This window comes from Massilia timonae CCUG 45783 (assembly GCF_000315425.1).
GTDB classification, from domain to species: Bacteria; Pseudomonadota; Gammaproteobacteria; order Burkholderiales; family Burkholderiaceae_D; genus Telluria; species Telluria timonae.
This window is the reverse complement of sequence record NZ_JH992922.1, coordinates 2,140,731-2,159,857: the sequence shown is the minus strand read 5'-3', so window position 1 is coordinate 2,159,857 and position 19,127 is coordinate 2,140,731. Positions and strand designations below refer to the sequence as shown.

Here is a 19,127-nt window from a genome sequence, read left to right as displayed (position 1 = left end):
GTCGTCCTTACAGAACCGAAATCAGTTTCACTTCGAATTGCAGGGCGCGGCCGGCCATCGGGTGGTTGAAGTCGAACAAAGCCGCATCGTCGCGCAATTCCAGCAGCACGCCGGCGAAGCGACCGCCCTTCGGCGCGTTGAACTCGACCACCTCGCCCACGTTGTATTCCGTGCCCGGCACCGAGTTTTCTTCCAGCGTGGCTTTCGATACCGACTGGATCAGCTCCGGGTTACGCTCGCCGAACGCTTGTGCAGCGCTGAGCTCGAAGGTCTGGTGCGTGCCTTCCGGCAGGCCGATCAGGCGCGCCTCGAGGAACGGCGCCAGCTGGCCCTGGCCCAGCAGCAAGGTGGCGGGCGTGCCATTGAAGGTCGTGACCACATCCGAACCACCGGCAACTGCCAGACGGTAATGCAGGGTCAGGTAAGAGGATTCGTTGACGACGGGAGCAGCGTTGGACATGTTCTTTGTGGTGACGGGCATACCTGATCAGGCAAACCGCTATTGTAAGCCACGCGCGCCGCTTGCGCCTTGGCTGCCTCTTTTTTTGGCGAGGAATCAAACATGGGAATTTGCGATTGGCCCGAACAAGACCGTCCGCGCGAGCGCCTGCTGCGCGATGGACCGCATGCGCTGTCGGATACCGAATTGCTGGCGATCTTCCTGCGTGTGGGCGTGGCGGGAAAAAGCGCGGTGACGCTGGCGGGCGACACGCTGGCGCACTTCGGCTCGCTGCACCGGCTGCTGCATGCCGAATCGAGCGAGTTCGGGCGGCTGCACGGCCTGGGGCCGGCCAAGTACGCGCAGTTGCAGGCGGCGCTCGAGCTGGCGCGGCGCGCGGTGGCCGAGCAGTTCCGGCGCGAGGCGCTGTGCTCGCCCGAGGCGGTGCGCCAGTACCTGCGCAGCCAGTTCGCGCTGCAGACCCATGAATCGTTCATGGTGCTGTTCCTGGACGTGAAAAATCGCCTGATCAATTGCGAGGAAATGTTCAGGGGCACGCTCACGCACACGAGCGTCTATCCAAGAGAGGTGGTCAAGGCGGCGCTGCGCAGGAATGCCGCGGCGGTGATCCTGGCCCACAACCACCCGTCCGGCGTGGCCGAGCCGAGCGAAGCCGACCTGCGGCTCACGGGCGCACTGGTGCAGGCGCTGGCGCTGGTCGATATCCGGGTGCTGGACCACTTCGTGGTGGCGGGCAATCAGGTGCATTCCTTTGCCGAGAATGGGCAGTTGTGACCGATAAACCTCGGCAGTGCCGCGCCCGCGTCCTTACGTGGGCTGTCATGTTTGCTTGAAATTACACAGCGTAAACAGCGAGTTACGACACCCATCTGGAATTGTTAAATTTTTTCATCAAGAAAAGACACCATTGTTTTTCGTAAGTGATTGATTCCGCTTTGCTTTTCACGCTATACTCTCGTTTTTCCAATTCTGGAACATATTTAAGGAGTGCACTATGGCACGTGTTTGCCAAGTAACCGGCAAGGGTGTGATGGTTGGTAACAACGTCTCCCACGCTAACAACAAAACGAAGCGTCGTTTCCTGCCTAACCTGCAGAACCGCCGTATCTACGTCGAATCCGAAAACCGCTGGGTTTCGCTGCGTCTGTCGAACGCCGGCCTGCGCGTGATCGACAAGCTCGGCATCGACGCCGTGCTGGCCGACATGCGCGCCCGTGGCGAAAAAGTTTAATTAGGGAGCTATCATGGCAAAAACTGGCCGCGACAAAATCAAGCTGGAATCGACCGCAGGTACCGGTCACTTCTACACCACCACCAAGAACAAGCGCACGATGCCGGCGAAGATGGAAATCACCAAATTCGACCCGAAAGCACGTAAGCACGTGATCTACAAGGAAACCAAGATCAAGTAATCGATCTTGTCTTCTTGACGAAGCCGCCGGCGCGCAAGCCCGGCGGCTTTTTTGTCGTCCCGCCGATCCGCGCTACCATCGGGGAATGACCAGTCCGCCTTCCGCCTTCCCCTTCGTTCCCATCCCCAGCCAGGACCGCCTCGATGCCCTCGACGTATTGCGCGGCTTCGCGCTGATCGGCATCTGCATCGCCAACGTCGAATTCTTCAACCGCCCCGTGGCCGAATCCGGCAACGGCATCCCGGCCGGGCTGCACGGCCTGGACTGGCTGGTCGCCTTTGTCGTCGCTTATGTTGTCAGCGGCAAGTTCTGGACCATTTTCTCGCTGCTGTTCGGCATGGGTTTCGCCCTGATGCTGGAACGGGCGCGCACGGCCGAGCGTCCCTTCCTGCCCGCCTATGGCCGCCGGATCGCCGTCCTCGGCCTGTTCGGCCTGCTGCACTACCTGCTGCTGTGGAGCGGCGACATCCTGATCAGCTATGCGATCGGCGCGCTGGCCCTGATGCTGATGCTGTTCGCCAGGGCGCGCCCAATGATCGGCGTCCTGGCCGCCTGTTTCGTGCTGGCCCAGTTGCCGGGCTTCGGCTTCGCCGGCTGGCTGGTCACGCCGCTCGTGTTCGCCGGCCTGGTGGGCGTCTACCTGCGCGCCGAACGGCGTGCGTTGTTTCCACTGGTGGCGATCGTCCCGGGCAGCCTGATGCTGCTGGCGGCCATCCTGAATATCGTCGGCGGCAAGGGCGACATGGGGGCGCTGCTGGCGATCGGCGGCGCCCTCGTGCTGCTCGGCCTCCTGGCCTGGGGCTTTGTCCAGCCAGAAAGAGCACGGCCGCTGCGCGCCGGCGTCGCGATCTTCGTGCTCACCTATGGCCTCACCGCGCTCGACGGCGCCATGCGCCACTATGCGCCCCAGTCGGGACCAGTCTCCAGCGTCACCAGCGCAGAGACCGATAACGCGTCCGCCACCCTGTTGCAATACCGCGAGCGCACGGCGCGCAGCATCGAAGAGAAGGAGGTGCTCACCAACGGCAGCTATGCGGACGCGGTCGCGATGCGCCTGGGCCACCTGGCGGCGCGGATGCGCGACGAAACCGGCTTCGTGGTGGTCGGCGTGAGCGTGTTCCTGGTCGGGGTCTGGTTCGTGCGCTCCGGCGTGATCGCCAACGCCGGACGTCATCTGCCGCTGTTGCGGCGCCTGGCCGTGGGCGGGATCGGCTTCGGGGTCGGGCTGGGCCTGCTCAGCAGCCTGATCAGCACCGGACGTCCTGCCGGCGTCGACGACGGCGGCTATGACCTGGCGAACGCCTTGATGACGGTGGGCAGCCTGCCCGCCTCGCTCGGCTACGTCGCGGCGGTGCTGCTGGCGCTGTACAGCCACGGCGTGCTGGCCCGGGTGCGCGTCCTGGCGCCATTTGGACGTATGGCGCTGAGCAATTACCTGATGCAGTCGCTCGTGTTTTCCCTGCTGTTCCATGCCCACGGGCTCGGATGGTGGGGCATCGGCAGGACCGAGCAGGTCGGCATCGCCCTGCTGCTGTGCGCGCTGCAGATCGTGTTCAGCCACTGGTGGCTGGCGCGTTTCCAGTACGGGCCGCTCGAATGGGTGTGGCGGGCGCTGACTTACCTGACGTGGCCGCCGATGCGGCGTGGCGCGTAACGCCCAAACGACAACGGCTTCCGAAGAAGCCGTTGTGTCATTTCTTAGCGACGCCGCCGATCAGGCATAGGTGCGCAGGCGCATCGAAAACTCCTGCAGCGCCTTGATGCCCGAGGCTTCGGCGCGGTTGCACCAATCCTGCAGCTGGTGCAACAGCTGGTCGCGGGTCGAGTGCGAGCGTTCCCAGATCGCGCCCAGTTCGACGCGCATAGTGTGCATGGTCTCCAGCGCCTTGCTGTGCTGAAACAGCTCGACCAGTTGCTGCTTTTGCGACGATTCCAGCTTGGCCGGCTCGCGCTGCATCAGCTTGCGCGAGCTTTTCAGGAAGCGCGATTCCAGCTGCGCCTTGTGCTTGAGGTGCTCGAATTCTTCGTGGAAAGCGTGACGCACCGACTTGGCATATTTCGCCATCACGTCGTAGCGGTTGGCGATCACCGACTGCAGGGTGTCGAAGTCGGCTTGCGCCTTGTTCTTGGCCAGCTTCGGCTTCGGCGCCACCTTCTTCACCTTGGCCAGGCCGACCATCTCGAGCATGCGGATATAGCCCCAGCCCAGGTCGAATTCATACCACTTGCTCGACAGCTTGGCCGAGGTGGCATAGGTGTGGTGGTTGTTGTGCAGCTCTTCGCCGCCGATCAGGATGCCCCACGGGAAGATGTTGGTCGCCGCATCGTTGCAATCGTAGTTGCGGTAACCCCACCAGTGGCCCAGGCCATTGATGATGCCGGCTGCCGTGATCGGAATCCACATCATCTGGATCGCCCACACGGTCAGGCCGAGCACGCCGAACAGGGCGACGTTGATCACCAGCAGCGACGCCACGCCCAGCGTGCTGCGGCCGGTGTACACATGGCGCTCGATCCAGTCGTCCGGCGTGCCATGGCCATACTTGTCCATGGTTTCCTTGACCTTGCTTTCGGCGCGATACAGTTCGGCGCCTTCGAACAGCACCTTGCGGATGCCGCGCGTCTGCGGGCTGTGCGGGTCTTCTTCGGTGTCGCACTTGGCGTGGTGCTTGCGGTGGATCGACGCCCATTCCTTGGTGACCTGGCCGGTGGTCAGCCACAGCCAGAAGCGGAAGAAGTGGCTTGGAATCGGATGCAGGTCGAGCGCACGGTGCGCCTGGTGACGATGCAGGTAGATCGTCACGGCGGCGATCGTGATATGGGTGACCACCAGCGTATAGATCACGACTTGCCATGCCGAGAAATCGAGCAGGCCGGTGGACAGGAACGACAGCACGGCGTGCAGGGCGTCGTCAAAGAAATTCATTCAGTCTCCAAAGGGCTTATCCAATGTGCAACCACTGTGACCGCACACCTACAACCCGGGCATTTTACGTGGTTCTACTGCCGCACGGCAGTTTTACTTGCCCAAATTTGCGCCAGTCCCGGTCTTGTCCCGGCCTTCTTCCTGGGGAGTCCGCCCCATCACCTTCGTGATATGGGCGTCGAGCAAGCGCGTGTCCATCGACGGATGTCCGAGTTTGATCGCGCCGGATTGCACAAGTGCGTAGATCTTGCGGTTCACTTCGGAAATCGGACCGCCCTGCCCGTTCTCGGGGTCGCCCAGCCAGAAGCCGACTTCGAGCTCGTAGCCGTCGGCCACGAAGGCATTGAGCAGCACGTTCGGCGCCGGCGTCTCGAGCACGCGGGCCACGCCCAGCGGCTGCGCTTCCAGCAGCGGCATCACCACGGACAGGTCGCTGTCGTAGGACACGACCAGCTTGGTGACCGCACGCACGTTGCGGTTGGTGCCCGACTGGTTCAGCACCACGCCCGTGATCAGCATCTCGTTCGGCAGCAGCGTTTGCGTGCCGTCGGATCCGCGCAACACGGTGTAGCGCGTATTGATGCGCGCTACCTTGCCGGAATATTTATCCAGCGTGATCGGATCGCCGATCGACAGGCTGCGCTCGAACAGGATGATGAAGCCGGACACGTAGTTACTGGCGATGCGCTGCATGCCGAGACCAAGGCCGACGCCCAGCGCGCCGCCGAACACCGACAGCACGGTCAGGTCGAGTCCGGCCAGCGACAGGCTGAACAGCACCGCGACCAGGATCAGGGCCGCGCGGCCCACGCGCGCCATCGCCACCCTGAGCGAGCTGTGCATGCGCTCGAAACCCATCAGGCGTTCTTCGAGCGCGGCGCCGGCCCACAACGCCAGCATCATGAGCACGACGATCGAGATCGCGCCCTGCAGCAGGTCGGCGATCGAAATCTTGTTCTTGCCGACCGGCAGGACGGTATTCTCGAGCGCCCTCATCACGTCCGGCAGGATGCCGGTCAGGTGCATGGCGACGACGATCCAGACCACGAAGGCGAACACCTTCTCGAAGGTCTGCAAGGCCGCCCCCAGCTGGCCGCGCCGTGCGAAGGCGCGCCGCAACAGGTAGAAGAAGGTGCGGATCACCGCCAGCGACATGAACAGCGGCAGCGCCACGCGCAGCAGCGACACGCCCTGGTATTGCTCCAGCACCGTCTTGGCCAGCGCCAGCAGCCCGACGGTCAGGAGCGGCCACAGCACGCGGCTGAAACTGCCCAGGCCGACACTGATCAGGCCGCCCGTCTGGACCCGGTCTTTCAGCAGCGAACGGTGGATCAGCCGCGCCAGGCCCCAGCCCACCGCCACGCACAGGACGAGGGCCACGATCTGCCAGGCGATGGCGGGACGACGGGCATCGTCCAGCAGGACGTTCAGCAGGTCGGACAGCGGCATCGGGACTCCTTACTCTCCGTCCGCGGCTGCGGCGGCGCCGGCGCTGTCTTCGCTCGCGGCCGGCTTGGCCGGCTTCGCCAGCGCCTTGCGCTGCAGGACCGCAGCGAAGAAGCCGTCGGTCTGGTGCTTGTGCGGCAGCAGCTTCAGGTAGTCGTCCATCTCGAGCGGGATCTTTTGCTCGGCCAGCACCTGGCTCATCGGCACCAGCTCGAAGTCGGCATGGTTGGCCAGGAAGCCTTCGACGATGACGTCGTTCTCTTCGTTCAGCAGGCTGCAGGTGGCGTACACCAGGCGGCCGCCATTCTTGACCAGTCGCGAAGCCGCGTCCAGGATCGAGGCCTGCTTCTCTTGCATCTCGGCGACGGCGCCCGGCTGCTGGCGCCACTTGACGTCCGGGTTGCGGCGCAGCGTGCCCAGGCCCGAGCATGGGGCGTCGACCAGCACGCGGTCGATCTTGCCGGCCAGGCGTTTGACCTTGGCGTCGCGCTCGTGCGCGATCACCACCGGATGCACGTTCGACAGGCCGCTGCGCGCCATGCGCGGTTTCAGCTTGGTCAGGCGTTTTTCCGAGACGTCGAACGCGTACAGGCGGCCGGTGTTGCGCATCAGCGCACCCAGGGCCAGCGTCTTGCCGCCGGCGCCGGCGCAGAAGTCGACCACCATCTCGCCGCGGCGCGCGCCGACGATCTGGGCCAGCACCTGGCTGCCCTCGTCCTGCACTTCGATCGCGCCTTCCTTGAACAGCGGCAGGTTCTGCAACGCCGGCTTCTTTTGCACGCGCAGGCCCAGCGGCGCGAACGGCATCGGCTCGGCCACGATCGGCGCTTGCGCCAACTGGGCGATCACGTCGTCGCGCTCGGCCTTGACGGAATTGACGCGCAGGTCCAGCGGCGCCGGGGTGTTCAGCACCGCGGCCAGCTCCAGGGCTTCCTGCTCGCCGAACTGGGCCACCAGCTTGTCGAACAGCCACTGCGGCAGGTTGGCGCGGATCGGGCCCGGCAGCAGGTTGCGATCGACTTCCTTGATGCGGGTAAGGAAGTCGGTTTCGTCTTCGGTCAGGCCGCCGATGCTGTCGATGCCGACGGTCTCGGCCAGGCCCAGCAGGGCCAGCTTGCGCATCGATGGCGTGTTGCCATGGCCGGCGAAGTCGGTGAAAAACGATTTATTGCGCAGCACGGCATACACGGCTTCGGCGACGACGCCGCGCTCGCGCCCGCCGAAGCGCGGGTTGTCCTTGAAGAAGCGCGACAGGGTGACGTCGGCGGGCGAAGTAAAACGGAGAATCTCGCGCAAGACTTCTTCGGTCTTGGCGACGATCGCTGGAGGCAATCTCATGTAAATCCTTGATTAAATACTGATGGCGTCGGCCTGGGAGTGATCCGTGGACTCGACGATGCGCACCGCGCCGTCTTCGACGACCAGGCGGTCTTCAATGAACAGGCGTACGGCGCGTGGGTAGATCTTGTGTTCCTCGGCCAGCAGGCGCGCAGCCAGCAGGTCGGGTGTGTCGCCTGGCAGGACTGGAATCCTGGCCTGCAGCACCGACGGGCCATGATCGAGTTCGGCGGTGACGAAGTGCACGGTCGCGCCGTGTTCGCTCATGCCGGCGTCGAGCGCCTGCTGGTGCGTGTGCAGCCCCGGGAACAGGGGCAGCAGCGACGGGTGGATGTTCAACATCCGGCCCGCATAGTGCTCCACGAATGGCGCGGTCAGGATGCGCATGAAACCGGCCAGCACGACCAGGTCGGGCTGGTAGGTGTCGATGACTTCCTGGAGTCTGGCGTCGAATTCGGCGCGGGTGGCGAACTCCTTGTTCGACACCACGGCGGTCGGAATGCCGCGCGACTGGGCAAAAGCCAGGCCGCCGGCGTCCGGCTTGTTGCTGATCACCGCTGCGATACGGGCCGGCCAGCTTTCCGCCTCGGCCGCGCGCACGACCGCTTCCATATTGCTTCCGCGGCCGGAAATGAGGATCACGATGTTTTTCATAGCCGGCATTGTACCGTAACGCCGGCTGGCAACCGCAGCCCTTGGGGTCCCTTACGGGGCGGGTTTCCCCGGACTCAGGCGGTCGGCGGGACCGTCGCGAACGAGTAGAACACGCGGAACGGCACCTTTTTCTCGGCCCAGAATTCGGCCGCGTCGCGGAACACGTCGAGCAGGTTTTCGCGCGCTTCCTTGTCAAACTTCTGAGCGCTCGGCAACTGCTCGAGCACCACGATAAAGCCCGGCTGGGGGCCGGCTTCGTGGATGGTCTCGGTCAGGCAGGTGCGCAGCGCATCGAAATTCTTGCTGCACGGCTTGGGGAAATAAAAATTCTCGCCGATGCGGGCGCAGACCTGCTGCTTGGTGAGCGTATTGGCGCAGTGGGCGTACAGGAAATGATGTCCGAGTCGCCCGGCCTCCTGTTGCAAATCGCCAACGCGAAACGCGCGAATGGCTTGAACAAGATTTGGCGCCACTCTCATCAACAAACTCATTTTTTCCTCAAATCGACCTGTCAATAACGCGCCATGGCGCCACCCCTCGCGGCGCTGGGTAGCGCTGCTGCTTCTTACCTCGCTGTCGTTGCTATACGCCAATAAGTCCATGATTTGTGTAAGGGTAACGTTTTGTGGTATTGGAAGCAACCCAAATGTGAGTTTCAGATGCCTATTTGTAAGAATCGGTAGGTCCATCTGTGACACGAAAACGCCGCATTCGGGGCCGGTTTCATTCTGGCGCGAGTTGTTCCACGCTTTATTCGCTGTTACATTTTGTTGCCACGCGGATTCGATGGTTTTTTGCGATAGGCGTACCATGAAGTCTGTAACGAATCGACGAATCAAGTCGCACCACTCAACGAGGTACTCTCATGAACTTGCAAGCCAAACTGATCATCTCGGCCCTCGGCATCGCCACCCTGCCGCTGGCCCAGGCCGCCGACTTCGAAGACTTCGGCCGCGTGGTGCGCGTCGAGCCGCGTCTCGAGCAAGTCCGTACCCCGCGCCAGGAATGCCGTACCGAATACGTGCAAGTGCCGGTGCAGCAGGAACGCGGCGCCGGCGGTACGATCATCGGCGGCATCGCCGGTGCCTTGCTGGGCAGCCAGGTCGGCAGCGGCAACGGCAAGGTGGCCGCCTCGGCCGCGGGTGCGATCGCCGGCGCCATGGTCGGTGACCGTGTCCAGAACAATGGCCGCCCGCAAGGCAGCACCGTGCAAGAACAAGCCGTGCAGCAATGCCGCACCGTGGAAGCGATCGAATCGCGCACCGCCGGCTACAACGTGACTTATGAATACCGCGGCCAGACCTACACCTCGCTGATGAACCGCGACCCGGGCAACCGTGTGCGCCTGCGCGTCTCGGTCGAGCCGCTGGACAGCTACACCGGCCAGCAGGCGTACAGCCAGTACTGATCTTGCATCGTTAGAAATCGAGCAACGCGGCCCATGAGGCCGCGTTGTTCATTCGGACCCGAGCTTGCGCTGGGGGAACCCATCCCCCGATAATAGGGCGATTCCACCAGGCTCCTCTATGCTCATCAAACGCAAATCCATCGAACAAGTCGAATCCTCGCGCCGTCCCGCGCGCAAACCGAAATTCGCACCCGTCACGCTGTCCGAACAGGACGGTGTCCGTTACCTCCACTTCGGCACCGAGTGGGTGCAAGGCGCCATGCGCATCCGCAAGCCCGACTGGCCCGAGCTGGAATACGCGCAGCAGATGATGGCGTGGATGCTGTTCATCGAGACGCCGCAAGCCATTGCCCAGCTGGGCCTGGGGACGGCCGCCCTGACCAAGTTCTGCTATCGCCAATTCCCGCAGGCGCACGTGACCGCCGTCGAACTCAACGAGTCCGTGATCGCGATCTGCAACTCGATGTTCAAGCTGCCACCCGAGGACGAGCGCCTGCGCGTGCTGGAGATGGATGCGCTCGACTTCGTCGAGGATCCGGCCAACCACGAGGCCTATGACGTGCTGCAATGCGACCTGTACGACGCCACCGCGCGCGGCCCGGTGCTCGACACGCCCGAGTTCTACGAGGCCTGCGCCGCCTGCCTGACACAGGACGGCATCATGACCGTCAACCTGTTCGGCGACCACCCGAGCTTCGCCAAGAACCTGAAAGCGATGAAGTTCGCCTTCGGCCACGTGATCTGCCTGCCCGAGGTGCACGACGGGAATGTGGTGGCGCTATGCTTCAAGACCCGCCCCACGCTCGACAAGGAAGCGCTCGCCGCGCGCGCCGCGCAGATCGTGGCGCAGACCAAGCTGCCTGCCAAATCCTGGGTCAAGGGATTGCTCGCCACCGATTGACCATTCAGCCAGGGCCACCGTGAACGCCATCCCGCAAAAACCCGCCAGCCTGCGCAAGCTCGACTTGCAATCGATTTTCTCGTGGCTGCTGGCCGACGGGATCGTCACCAAGGAGAAAGTCAAAGCCGATTTCGCCCAGGCCCAGGGGATATTGAAGAATGCGCCGGGCATCATGCATCCGCTGACGGCGGTGGCGCAGTGCAAGCTGGTCTCCAGCCTGCCGCCGCACCGGCTGCTGACGCTGGATGTGCTGACCGAATGGTGCGCGGCCAAGGTCGGCCTGCCCTTCATTCGCATCGACCCGCTCAAGATCGATTTCACTAAGGTGGCGGACGTGATGTCGGCCAGCTACGCGGCGCGCTTCAATATCCTGCCGGTGGAAATGACGGCGACCACGCTGGTGGTGGCGACGGCCGATCCGGCGCTGACCGAATGGGAAGCCGAGATCGCCAAGGTTTCGCGCCGCCGCATCGAGCTGGTGCTGGCCAATCCGCTCGACATTGCCCAGTACATCTCCCAGTTCTTCGCGCTGGCCAAGTCGATCCGCGACGCCAACCGCAGCAGCGGGCAAGACGTCGCGATGCGGAACAACTTCGAACAGCTGGTCGAACTGGGAAAATCGAACAAGCAGTTCGACGCCAACGACCAGCACATCGTCAATATCGTCGACTGGCTGTGGGGTTACGCCTTCGAACAGCGCGCCTCGGATATCCACCTCGAACCCAAGCGCGAATTCGCGACCGTGCGTTTTCGTATCGATGGCGTGCTGCACCAGGTCTATCAGGTGCCGGCGGCGGTGATGATCGCGATGACCGCGCGCATCAAGCTGCTGGGGCGGATGGACGTGATCGAAAAGCGCCGGCCACAGGACGGCCGCATCAAGACGCGCACCGCCGGCGGCCAGGAAGTCGAATTGCGGCTGTCGACGATGCCGACCGCGTTCGGCGAAAAACTGGTGATGCGTATCTTCGATCCGGATGTGGTGGTCAAGACCCTGCCGGAACTGGGTTTTCCGCCTGACGATGCGCAGCGCTGGGATGGGCTGACTCGCCGTCCGCACGGCATCATTCTCGTGACCGGGCCGACGGGATCGGGCAAGACCACGACGCTGTACACGACGCTCAAGGCGCTGGCGACCAGCGAAGTGAATGTGTGCACGGTCGAGGATCCGATCGAGATGGTGGAACCGGCATTCAACCAGATGCAGGTGCAGCCAGGGATCGACCTGTCGTTTGCCGATGGCGTGCGTTCGCTGATGCGGCAAGACCCCGACATCATCATGGTGGGCGAGATCCGCGACCTGGAAACGGCCGAGATGGCGATCCAGGCGGCGCTGACGGGGCACCTGGTGTTTTCGACACTGCACACCAATGATGCGCCGTCGGCCGTGGTGCGCCTGCTGGAACTGGGCGTGCCGGATTATCTGCTCGAGGCAACCCTGATTGGCGTGATGGCGCAGCGCCTGGTGCGCACGCTCTGCCCCGTATGCAAGGCGCCGGGCGGCGAATTGAGCGATGAGGTGTGGGAGAGCATTGGCGGGGCGTGGAAAATCGCGAAGCCTGCGACCGTGTATCGGGCGGTGGGGTGTCCGGAGTGCCGGCAGACCGGGTATCGGGGGCGGACCGGGATTTATGAATTGCTGACAGTGAGCGAGGGGTTCGGGCGGTTGATTCGCGAATCGGGCGAGATGCGCACCTTGCGCGAGCAGAGCGTGAAGGATGGGATGAAGCCGCTGCGCATTGCCGGGGCGATGAAGGTGATCGAGGGAGTGACGACGGCGGATGAGGTGCTGAAGGTGACGTCGGCGCTGTCGTGAAAGTCGCTCGTGTCGAAAATGTTGGACAGCCCTGTCAACGCTAAATAGAAATGTCCCCTGTTGCGCAAAGTAGAAATGTCCCTCTTGCCAATTTGATCACGGGTTGGTGACAGGGGCCAGATGCGATTTCGTATGGGCGAACTCAGCACGTACAGGGACGGTGCCCGGTTGCGTTTCCATGCGTTTTTTCCAGGGGTGTCCGATAGGCTGTGGCGGTTGGCGTCGGGCGAGTGCCTGCTCGACCTTGCCATTGATGTCCTTGCCGTCGATCGCCTCATGCTGCTTGATTGGCTTGCTGCTGCATGTGTGCTGCAAAACCCGGCCTTGCCAGACGACCTCGGTCGCACTTTCCGGATGGGTGACGATAGTAACGCTGGCGCCACGCAATGCTCGCCCCTGGTCGGCAATTTGGATCTGATACAGCAAGCCATTGAACTGACAGCTCAGGTTGCTAGACAGGCGGCGAGGTATATGCACCGAGAGGATTCGGCGTAGAGCAGCTTCGGTTCCGCCATACGGCACATGAGCGTCTTCAGGCAGCACGGCCGTGACGGCAAAGCGCCGGTTGAAGGCGCGAATGAACTGCGGTAGCCAGGCATTGGCAGCCTGCTGGCTACTGATGCCCTGTAACCGCATCTCCTTTACCAAGCGGTCCTGCAAGGTCTGATTGGCTCGCTCGACTCGTCCCTTGGCCTGCGGGCTGTTAGCCTGGATGCCCTCGATACCGAGTTGTTCCAATGCGCGTGCAAACTGCGTTTGCCCTTCACCGACGCCACTCTTGTCGCCCGTGCTGATCCGGAAGATGCTATGACGATCGCTGTACAGGGCCGCTGGCAGGCCATGATTTCTGATGTGCTCCTCCAGCAAACTCATGTATCCAAGCGTCGTCTCGGCATCGACGAAACGCAATGCCATCAGCTCGCTCGTGGCATCGTCGATAAACACCAACAGGCTGCAGCGGGGCGCGCGGCCCTCGAACCAGTCGTGCGGCGATCCATCGATCTGGATCAGCTCTCCGCGCCGCGCCCTGCGCTCGCGCATTGCGTGTGTCCGCGCTGTTGCGCCACGACGCGGTTTCCACAGTTGCGCCGCAATCATCGCCTTGCGCACCGTTTCCACTGATAGGCGGATCTCATGCAGTTCGTCGAGCTTCTCGCATGCCAACGTCGGACCGAAATCCGCATAGTGCGCCCTGATCAGGTCCAATGCCTTGGACAGCTTCTCTTGTGGCGTGCGTCGATTCGACGGTTTGCCCCGGCTCTTGCTCAGTAGCCCTGCATTGCCCTCGTCGAGCATACGCCGCTTCAGACGTTTCACCTGGCGCGTGCTGATGCCCAGCCTCCTGGCAGCACTTTCCTGATCCAGCTTACCCTCAACTACCTGTGCCATCACCTGGCTACGCAACACGTCTTTGGCTGTCATCTTGAGCACTGTCCCGTCCCCCTTCAGGGCATCCTAGGGGACATTTCTACTTAGCGGAGAGGGGACATTACTACTTTGCGCTAACAAAAGTGATTCGAAGCACTTGGTAAATCGGCTAAGTGCCGCTATAATCTCGTCTTCTTCGGGTCGTTAGCTCAGTTGGTAGAGCAGCGGACTTTTAATCCGTTGGTCGCGTGTTCGAGCCACGCACGGCCTACCAGAATATGTTGTAGCAAAGAAGGCGTTGCGAGTGATCGTGACGCCTTTTTTGTTTTGGCGCAGCTCGAAACATTGACCGCACGCCATCTGTAGTCGGAAATTAAGCTTCCACAGGCTGTATCGATTCAACGATGCTGTCCCATATTCTGATCACCTCTTCATCTGGCGTCGAAGTCGCTGGGTACATTCCGTCTTCTTGCGCTTGAGCCGTCCTTAGTGTGACTGAAATCAGTGGTTTTTCCTTACTTGGTATGGGTCGGATCGTCTGTAACTCAAACGTGTGAGTTCGAACGTCGCTATCGTCCTGAAGAATAGCCCATGAAAGCCACTCCTGCGCCTTCACTCCAGCCATGCTGAATTCACGAGCGCGTAAGACTGTATGATCGACTTTAAATATCGAAAGTAACGATTTGGGACCCGACACCCTTGATAGCAAGTTAACATGCTCATTAGGCGCATACGTATCGACGTTAACGCTTAGATGTACCCCATTCTTACTAAAAAATGCGTAGCTTCCAATTTCGACGTCAAACTCTCCCACAAGGACCAATCGTCCTAGACAAAATCCGGACATACTTTCAACCGTCGAATAATTATGATGTTTCAAGCGATGTATAATATCGATTAGCCGTTGTTCTGCGTGATCAAATTGATGACGGAACGAATCTAGCCTCACACTGACTAAAGCGCCTTCAACCAATGCAATTGCTTCACTTACGTAAGCATCATCGATCGATTGCACCCTAAAAATTGTTATAGTATCCGATATCTTCCGCACCTGCCGTAGTATATTAATATTCGCACCCTCCATCTCCCGCAACTCAACTTCCCTTCTTCTGATCTGCGCCAAATAACTCGACATCGACACCTCTGAAGTGGACACATTGACGTCAATCGTAGGCGCTTGACTTCCTAAACCCTCCTCTCTAAATATTCCCAAATTAGAAGAACTCGCATTTAAATTCCTAGGAACCTCAATAAATGTTCGGCCAACGCAATATTTAACAACCTCCAATTCGCCTTCAAAATTCATTGCGCCCTCCCTTTTATTGAAACAACCGGAACACAAAATAGCACAAACCAGCGATATGATCAGATTCTTCATGTGACTTTAGCCAATGCCGCTAATTTAGTTACCGAATAATATGCCACTTGTCGCACGGAGGGCGAGTCTCGATAAGCTGGCTCGTGCTCAATGTCCGGCAGTTCAAATTGTTGCAGTATGCTCTTATCTCCTCTCCCTCTAGGAAATCCACCAGATCGCGACGGCACAGTGCCATCTCCCGCGCTGTCATAAAGTGCACACCGGATATTCCAGTGATCCATTGCCTGCATGCCAGGGACTGAGGAATTGCCGCGTAAAGCTACATGCGTAAGTCTCTCCTCACCAGCATACAAATTATTTGAGCCATCGGTCCGCATGGCACCGTGAGACAAATCGGGCAACATAGATGGCGAAGAATAAACACCACTAATAGACACTCCCTTTCTGACGTCCCATCTGATTTTATTGAAGCTCTTTTTCTGCGCTCCGCCCCCATAAAACACAAATGTATTAGGATGAAAATATCCAGATATAGTGCAATGAAAATCCTTCGCGAGTTTGATGTTTTCGGCATACTTATCCCAACTAATTGGTATTCCACCAGCAGGTGCCAGCCATTCCTCTTTAATCAATCCCCACCATTTTGTTCTCTCTAAATAAATTTCTTCGTAGGGATCAGATTGAGGAAACATCCGGCACTTCCCCGTCGAAGGGTCCTCAATTTCAACCCATTCCTTTCCATATTCCGCTGTGGGTAATAACTGAAGCGCACCCGGTGCTTGTGCAAAAACTGCAGACACCTCTTTCCCGGTAGATCCGATGACTAAGCCCGCAACATAACTCTCATCCGCCATTCCAACTTTACACCTCCGGTAAGCCACAGCGGCCCCGACCGTTGGCATGACTCCATGAACGACCCCCACGATACTTTCGGCCATGCCATGCAATTTTGCACATGCACGAGCAACCAACCCGCCCATTGAATGCGTGACAACAATAACTTGCTTACATTTAACGTGATTCGTATTATTTTCCAAGATTACTTCTTCGATTCTTTTTTTTAAAGCTTTCGCCGCATCATCATTTGAGCGCAACCAATTATATCCAAAAGCATAAATAGGATAGGAAAAATTTGCTCTCTTCAAGAGCTCATCAGACGATACAGGGCTCACCGGAAAACCATTTTCTGCCAATTCTGGAATTCCATACATCTCCATTACAAGGCCAGGAGGGAGTTTGGCATCTAGTCGACCATTAAGACCAGAGGATTCAGGGACTTTAGAGTTCGTAAAATCCGACCAGCCTAGTGGATTCCTCTGAGAGTTCATCTTTTCCTCTAGCCACAAAAGAAAATCATGGTAACTAGCCTGCGATACTTCACCCCACCCGCGCGCAATATATTCCTTCTTATCAATTCCCAGTTTTATACTTTTATCAGGCACTGCGCCAAACCTATAAACTCGCGTCCGATCTGGATGCAAAATCTTTTGCCTAACCCCTGCATCTTTTCCTGCCCAAGTTGTTACGAGACTCTTCGGCACACCGGCAATGGAATTGAGTAACCAGACTGGAACACTCTGGTTATTGCAAAGATTGGATCCCATAATCCCTGGAACAAATATTATCGGAAGAGCGTGCGTCGGAGGAATAACCAGCTTCACTATATCTGACTGCTTAGACTCAGTTAGCGTCCACGATGCTTGCAATCTCCCGTTTTTTTCAGGCCTGAGTTCGGAAAATCTGAGCATTTCAGATTTATCGGCACCATTTTTCATATCACCCATTTTTAGATCTTCCGAGTAACTTTATCAATATTTTATCTGGCGAAAAACCTTGCTGAACAATGAGTTGCCCCTGCTGATCAGTCACGCCCTCAACATACCCCCCATCACTTCTTTCAATTCGATATCTCATATTTGGAACGGGTTCACCTGCCTCATTCAACAACTCAAACCGCTCATCATATTGACTCAAGCTGCTTGGCATAACGGGAAAATCAAGCTTCGTATTTTCACTGCCGCAAAGACTTTTCTTCCCTGCATGAACTTTAAGTGAGCCCGGGCACACGACCGTTATATTTCCGCCATCGATGGAAATATTTGCCCCACCGGATGTGGATAAGCTGATAGTTTTTGCCGCAGCCCAATCGATGTGCGAATTAGCACTTACAACATTGATTTCGTCACGAGACTGAATCTTTACTTCATCCGACTGCGCCTGAACATCGATTGCGTCCTTGGACGCCATAAGGTGTAGTCCCAGGCCACCATCGACAGCCTTGATCGCGCCTGCCAAAAGTCCGATGGATTGATGAGAATGGATATGAACCATGCCTCCGCCGATAAACTGCGCGTTACCGGCGCTCATCAGTGAGATAGTCTCCCCGCTAGTCAATTGAACACTTTGGCCTGCATTTACCCCCTCTGTCAGGATAGATGTCGCGTCACTTGAATCACTTTAATCCATCCGGGGGCGGAGCAAAGACGCGCAGTGAATCAGTACCCAGCAGAACGCAAGGAAGCCATTCTTCGGCAAATGATGCCACCGGAGAACAGGCCGGTATCGGCCCTGGCGAAGGAGAGCGGCATCTCGGAACAGACACTTTATACTTGGCGACGAAATCTACAGTCTCAGGGAGTGCCGGTGCCGGGAAATGGAAAGAATGCGGTCGTGTGGTCGTCGGCCGACAAGTTTGGCGTGGTGCTGGAAACGGCACACATGAACGAGGCGGAACTGGCTCAATACTGTCGTGGCAAAGGCTTGTTCGTCGAGCAGGTTGCCGAATGGCGCGAGGCCTGTCAGCAGGCCAATGAAGCACCGGCCGAGCGCAACCGGGAGCTGCGCGAGCAAAGCAAAAGCGACCGCAAAGAAATCAAGCAGTTGAAGAAGGATTTGCAGCGCAAAGAGAAGGCACTGGCAGAGGCAGCGGCGCTGATCATTCTCAGAAAAAAAGCCCAGGCGATCTGGGGGGAGCCCGAGGACGATTGATCGGCACTCCAGATCGCCAGCAGGTGATTGCACTGGTTGAAGAAGCCGTCGACGGCGGGTGTCGGCGTGCACAGGCCTGTAGCGCCTTGGAGATCAGCCTTCGCACCTATCAGCGCTGGATGCGCGACGGTGACGGCGATAACGGCCAGGTTGACGGACGAAAAGGCAGCCGCCGCGTGGCGCCGGCCAACAAGCTGAGCGAAGACGAGCGCCAGCGAATTCTGGAGGTTGCCAACAGCCCTGAATTTGCCAGCAGTCCGCCTAGTCAGATCGTGCCGACCTTGGCTGATCGAGGCGAGTATTTGGCATCAGAATCGACTGTCTACCGGATCTTGAAAGACGAGAAGCAGCAGCATCACCGCGGCCGCGCAAAGAAGCCAAGCACAAGGGTCGTCACGAGCCACTGCGCAACCGAGCCGAACCGCTTGTGGGCGTGGGACATCACGTGGTTGCCGACCGGAGTGCGGGGCTTGTATTTTTACTGGTACATGGTACTTGACGTCTACAGCCGCAAGATCGTCGGGCACGAAGTGAATGTCGCCGAGTCGGCTGAAATGGCATCGCTGCTGATGCACAAGGCCAGCTTGGCCGAGGGACTGGCCGGGCGTGAGGTGGTGCTCCACTCGGACAATGGCAGTTCGATGAAAGGCTCCACAATGTTGGCGACGTTAGAAAAGCTGGGGATCATGCCGTCGTTCAGCAGGCCTCGTGTGAGTAACGACAATGCCTACGCCGAGTCACTGTTCCGGACCTGCAAATACCGGCCGAACTATCCGAGCAAGCCGTTTGAAAGTATCGAAAAGGCGCGGCAATGGACGCTGTCATTTGTGCAGTGGTACAACCATCAGCACAAGCACAGCGGCCTGAAATTCGTGACGCCTGCGCAGCGCCATGACGGCAGGGACGCGGCGATCCTGAACCACCGCAAGCAGATCTACGAGGCTGCGAAGCAACGCCATCCGGAGCGCTGGAGTGGGGCTACTCGGGACTGGGAATTGAACGATGAAGTCTGGCTGAATCCGGAACGGAAACCGCCAGAGCAATTAAGAAAAGCCGCATGACTTGACGCGACATCTTTGTTGACAACTACCG

The 19,127-nt window shown here is 59.4% G+C and carries 18 protein-coding genes and 1 tRNA gene; 9 read left to right on the top strand and 10 right to left on the bottom strand.

The window, feature by feature from the left end:
* Positions 1-7: 7 nt before the first annotated feature.
* Complete coding sequence (locus HMPREF9710_RS09090) at positions 8-460, bottom strand: FKBP-type peptidyl-prolyl cis-trans isomerase (protein ID WP_005665740.1); 453 nt, start codon at positions 458-460, stop codon at positions 8-10.
* A 102-nt stretch (positions 461-562) separates the two neighbouring features.
* On the opposite strand from HMPREF9710_RS09090, the gene radC reads away from it, so the two are divergent.
* From radC to HMPREF9710_RS09070, 4 genes are all read left to right on the top strand, one after another.
* Positions 563-1,234, top strand: a complete 672-nt coding sequence (gene radC, locus HMPREF9710_RS09085; protein ID WP_005665739.1) for a RadC family protein — start codon at positions 563-565, stop codon at positions 1,232-1,234.
* A 220-nt stretch (positions 1,235-1,454) separates the two neighbouring features.
* Positions 1,455-1,691, top strand: a complete 237-nt coding sequence (gene rpmB, locus HMPREF9710_RS09080) for a 50S ribosomal protein L28 (RefSeq protein WP_005665737.1) — start codon at positions 1,455-1,457, stop codon at positions 1,689-1,691.
* 13 nt (positions 1,692-1,704) lie between these two features.
* Complete coding sequence (gene rpmG / locus HMPREF9710_RS09075) at positions 1,705-1,872, top strand: 50S ribosomal protein L33 (RefSeq protein WP_005665735.1); 168 nt, start codon at positions 1,705-1,707, stop codon at positions 1,870-1,872.
* A gap of 85 nt (positions 1,873-1,957) precedes the next feature.
* Positions 1,958-3,526: a DUF418 domain-containing protein gene (locus HMPREF9710_RS09070; RefSeq protein WP_005665734.1), complete on the top strand. Its 1,569-nt coding sequence runs from the start codon at positions 1,958-1,960 to the stop codon at positions 3,524-3,526.
* A 60-nt stretch (positions 3,527-3,586) separates the two neighbouring features.
* On the opposite strand, the gene HMPREF9710_RS09065 is transcribed toward HMPREF9710_RS09070, so the two are convergent.
* The 5 genes from HMPREF9710_RS09065 to HMPREF9710_RS28500 all read right to left on the bottom strand — a co-directional run bounded on the left by HMPREF9710_RS09065 (position 3,587) and on the right by HMPREF9710_RS28500 (position 8,838).
* Positions 3,587-4,798 carry a DesA family fatty acid desaturase gene (locus tag HMPREF9710_RS09065; RefSeq protein ID WP_005665732.1) on the bottom strand — a complete coding sequence of 404 codons (1,212 nt, stop codon included), beginning with the start codon at positions 4,796-4,798 and terminating at the stop codon, positions 3,587-3,589.
* A 93-nt stretch (positions 4,799-4,891) separates the two neighbouring features.
* Positions 4,892-6,247, bottom strand: a complete 1,356-nt coding sequence (locus tag HMPREF9710_RS09060; protein WP_005665731.1) for a mechanosensitive ion channel family protein — start codon at positions 6,245-6,247, stop codon at positions 4,892-4,894.
* Between the two features lie 9 nt (positions 6,248-6,256).
* Positions 6,257-7,582 (bottom strand): RsmB/NOP family class I SAM-dependent RNA methyltransferase, encoded by a 1,326-nt coding sequence (locus HMPREF9710_RS09055; RefSeq protein ID WP_005665730.1) that lies wholly within the window; start codon positions 7,580-7,582, stop codon positions 6,257-6,259.
* A 12-nt stretch (positions 7,583-7,594) separates the two neighbouring features.
* Positions 7,595-8,236, bottom strand: coding sequence for a phosphoribosylglycinamide formyltransferase (gene purN / locus HMPREF9710_RS09050; protein ID WP_005665729.1), 642 nt, complete (start codon positions 8,234-8,236; stop codon positions 7,595-7,597).
* Positions 8,237-8,310: 74 nt separating this feature from the next.
* Positions 8,311-8,838, bottom strand: a complete 528-nt coding sequence (locus tag HMPREF9710_RS28500) for a barstar family protein (RefSeq protein ID WP_229446310.1) — start codon at positions 8,836-8,838, stop codon at positions 8,311-8,313.
* A 263-nt stretch (positions 8,839-9,101) separates the two neighbouring features.
* On the opposite strand from HMPREF9710_RS28500, the gene HMPREF9710_RS09040 reads away from it, so the two are divergent.
* From HMPREF9710_RS09040 to tfpB, 3 genes are all read left to right on the top strand, one after another.
* Entirely contained in the window at positions 9,102-9,644 is a 543-nt protein-coding gene (locus tag HMPREF9710_RS09040) for a glycine zipper 2TM domain-containing protein (RefSeq protein ID WP_005665727.1), read from the top strand.
* Between the two features lie 118 nt (positions 9,645-9,762).
* On the top strand, positions 9,763-10,545 hold the full coding sequence (locus HMPREF9710_RS09035) for a spermine/spermidine synthase domain-containing protein (protein WP_005665726.1): 783 nt from the start codon (positions 9,763-9,765) through the stop codon (positions 10,543-10,545).
* Between the two features lie 19 nt (positions 10,546-10,564).
* Positions 10,565-12,361 carry a type IV pilus assembly ATPase TfpB gene (tfpB, locus tag HMPREF9710_RS09030; protein WP_005665725.1) on the top strand — a complete coding sequence of 599 codons (1,797 nt, stop codon included), beginning with the start codon at positions 10,565-10,567 and terminating at the stop codon, positions 12,359-12,361.
* Between the two features lie 96 nt (positions 12,362-12,457).
* On the opposite strand, the gene HMPREF9710_RS09025 is transcribed toward tfpB, so the two are convergent.
* On the bottom strand, positions 12,458-13,783 hold the full coding sequence (locus HMPREF9710_RS09025) for an ISNCY family transposase (RefSeq protein WP_005665724.1): 1,326 nt from the start codon (positions 13,781-13,783) through the stop codon (positions 12,458-12,460).
* A 144-nt stretch (positions 13,784-13,927) separates the two neighbouring features.
* Between HMPREF9710_RS09025 and HMPREF9710_RS09020 the strand changes: the two genes are divergently transcribed.
* Positions 13,928-14,003, top strand: a tRNA-Lys gene (locus HMPREF9710_RS09020).
* A gap of 99 nt (positions 14,004-14,102) precedes the next feature.
* Here HMPREF9710_RS09020 and HMPREF9710_RS27800 read toward each other — a convergent pair.
* From HMPREF9710_RS27800 to HMPREF9710_RS27050, 3 genes are read right to left on the bottom strand one after another with little or no spacing between them, the layout of a single operon-like run.
* Positions 14,103-15,107 carry a T6SS immunity protein Tli4 family protein gene (locus tag HMPREF9710_RS27800; RefSeq protein ID WP_157225461.1) on the bottom strand — a complete coding sequence of 335 codons (1,005 nt, stop codon included), beginning with the start codon at positions 15,105-15,107 and terminating at the stop codon, positions 14,103-14,105.
* Complete coding sequence (locus HMPREF9710_RS27795; protein ID WP_005665722.1) at positions 15,104-16,831, bottom strand: esterase/lipase family protein; 1,728 nt, start codon at positions 16,829-16,831, stop codon at positions 15,104-15,106. The genes HMPREF9710_RS27800 and HMPREF9710_RS27795 overlap by 4 nt, the downstream gene beginning before the upstream one ends.
* On the bottom strand, positions 16,824-17,477 hold the full coding sequence (locus HMPREF9710_RS27050) for a DUF2345 domain-containing protein (protein ID WP_267871915.1): 654 nt from the start codon (positions 17,475-17,477) through the stop codon (positions 16,824-16,826). Before HMPREF9710_RS27050 ends, HMPREF9710_RS27795 begins: the two co-directional genes overlap by 8 nt.
* A 60-nt stretch (positions 17,478-17,537) precedes the next feature.
* On the opposite strand from HMPREF9710_RS27050, the gene HMPREF9710_RS09010 reads away from it, so the two are divergent.
* Positions 17,538-19,096 (top strand): IS3 family transposase gene (locus HMPREF9710_RS09010; protein ID WP_229409704.1). Its coding sequence is split into 2 segments (ribosomal slippage): positions 17,538-18,000 and positions 18,000-19,096, totalling 1,560 coding nucleotides; the frame shifts between segments, so codons are not numbered across the junction.
* The last annotated feature ends 31 nt before the right edge of the window (positions 19,097-19,127 follow it).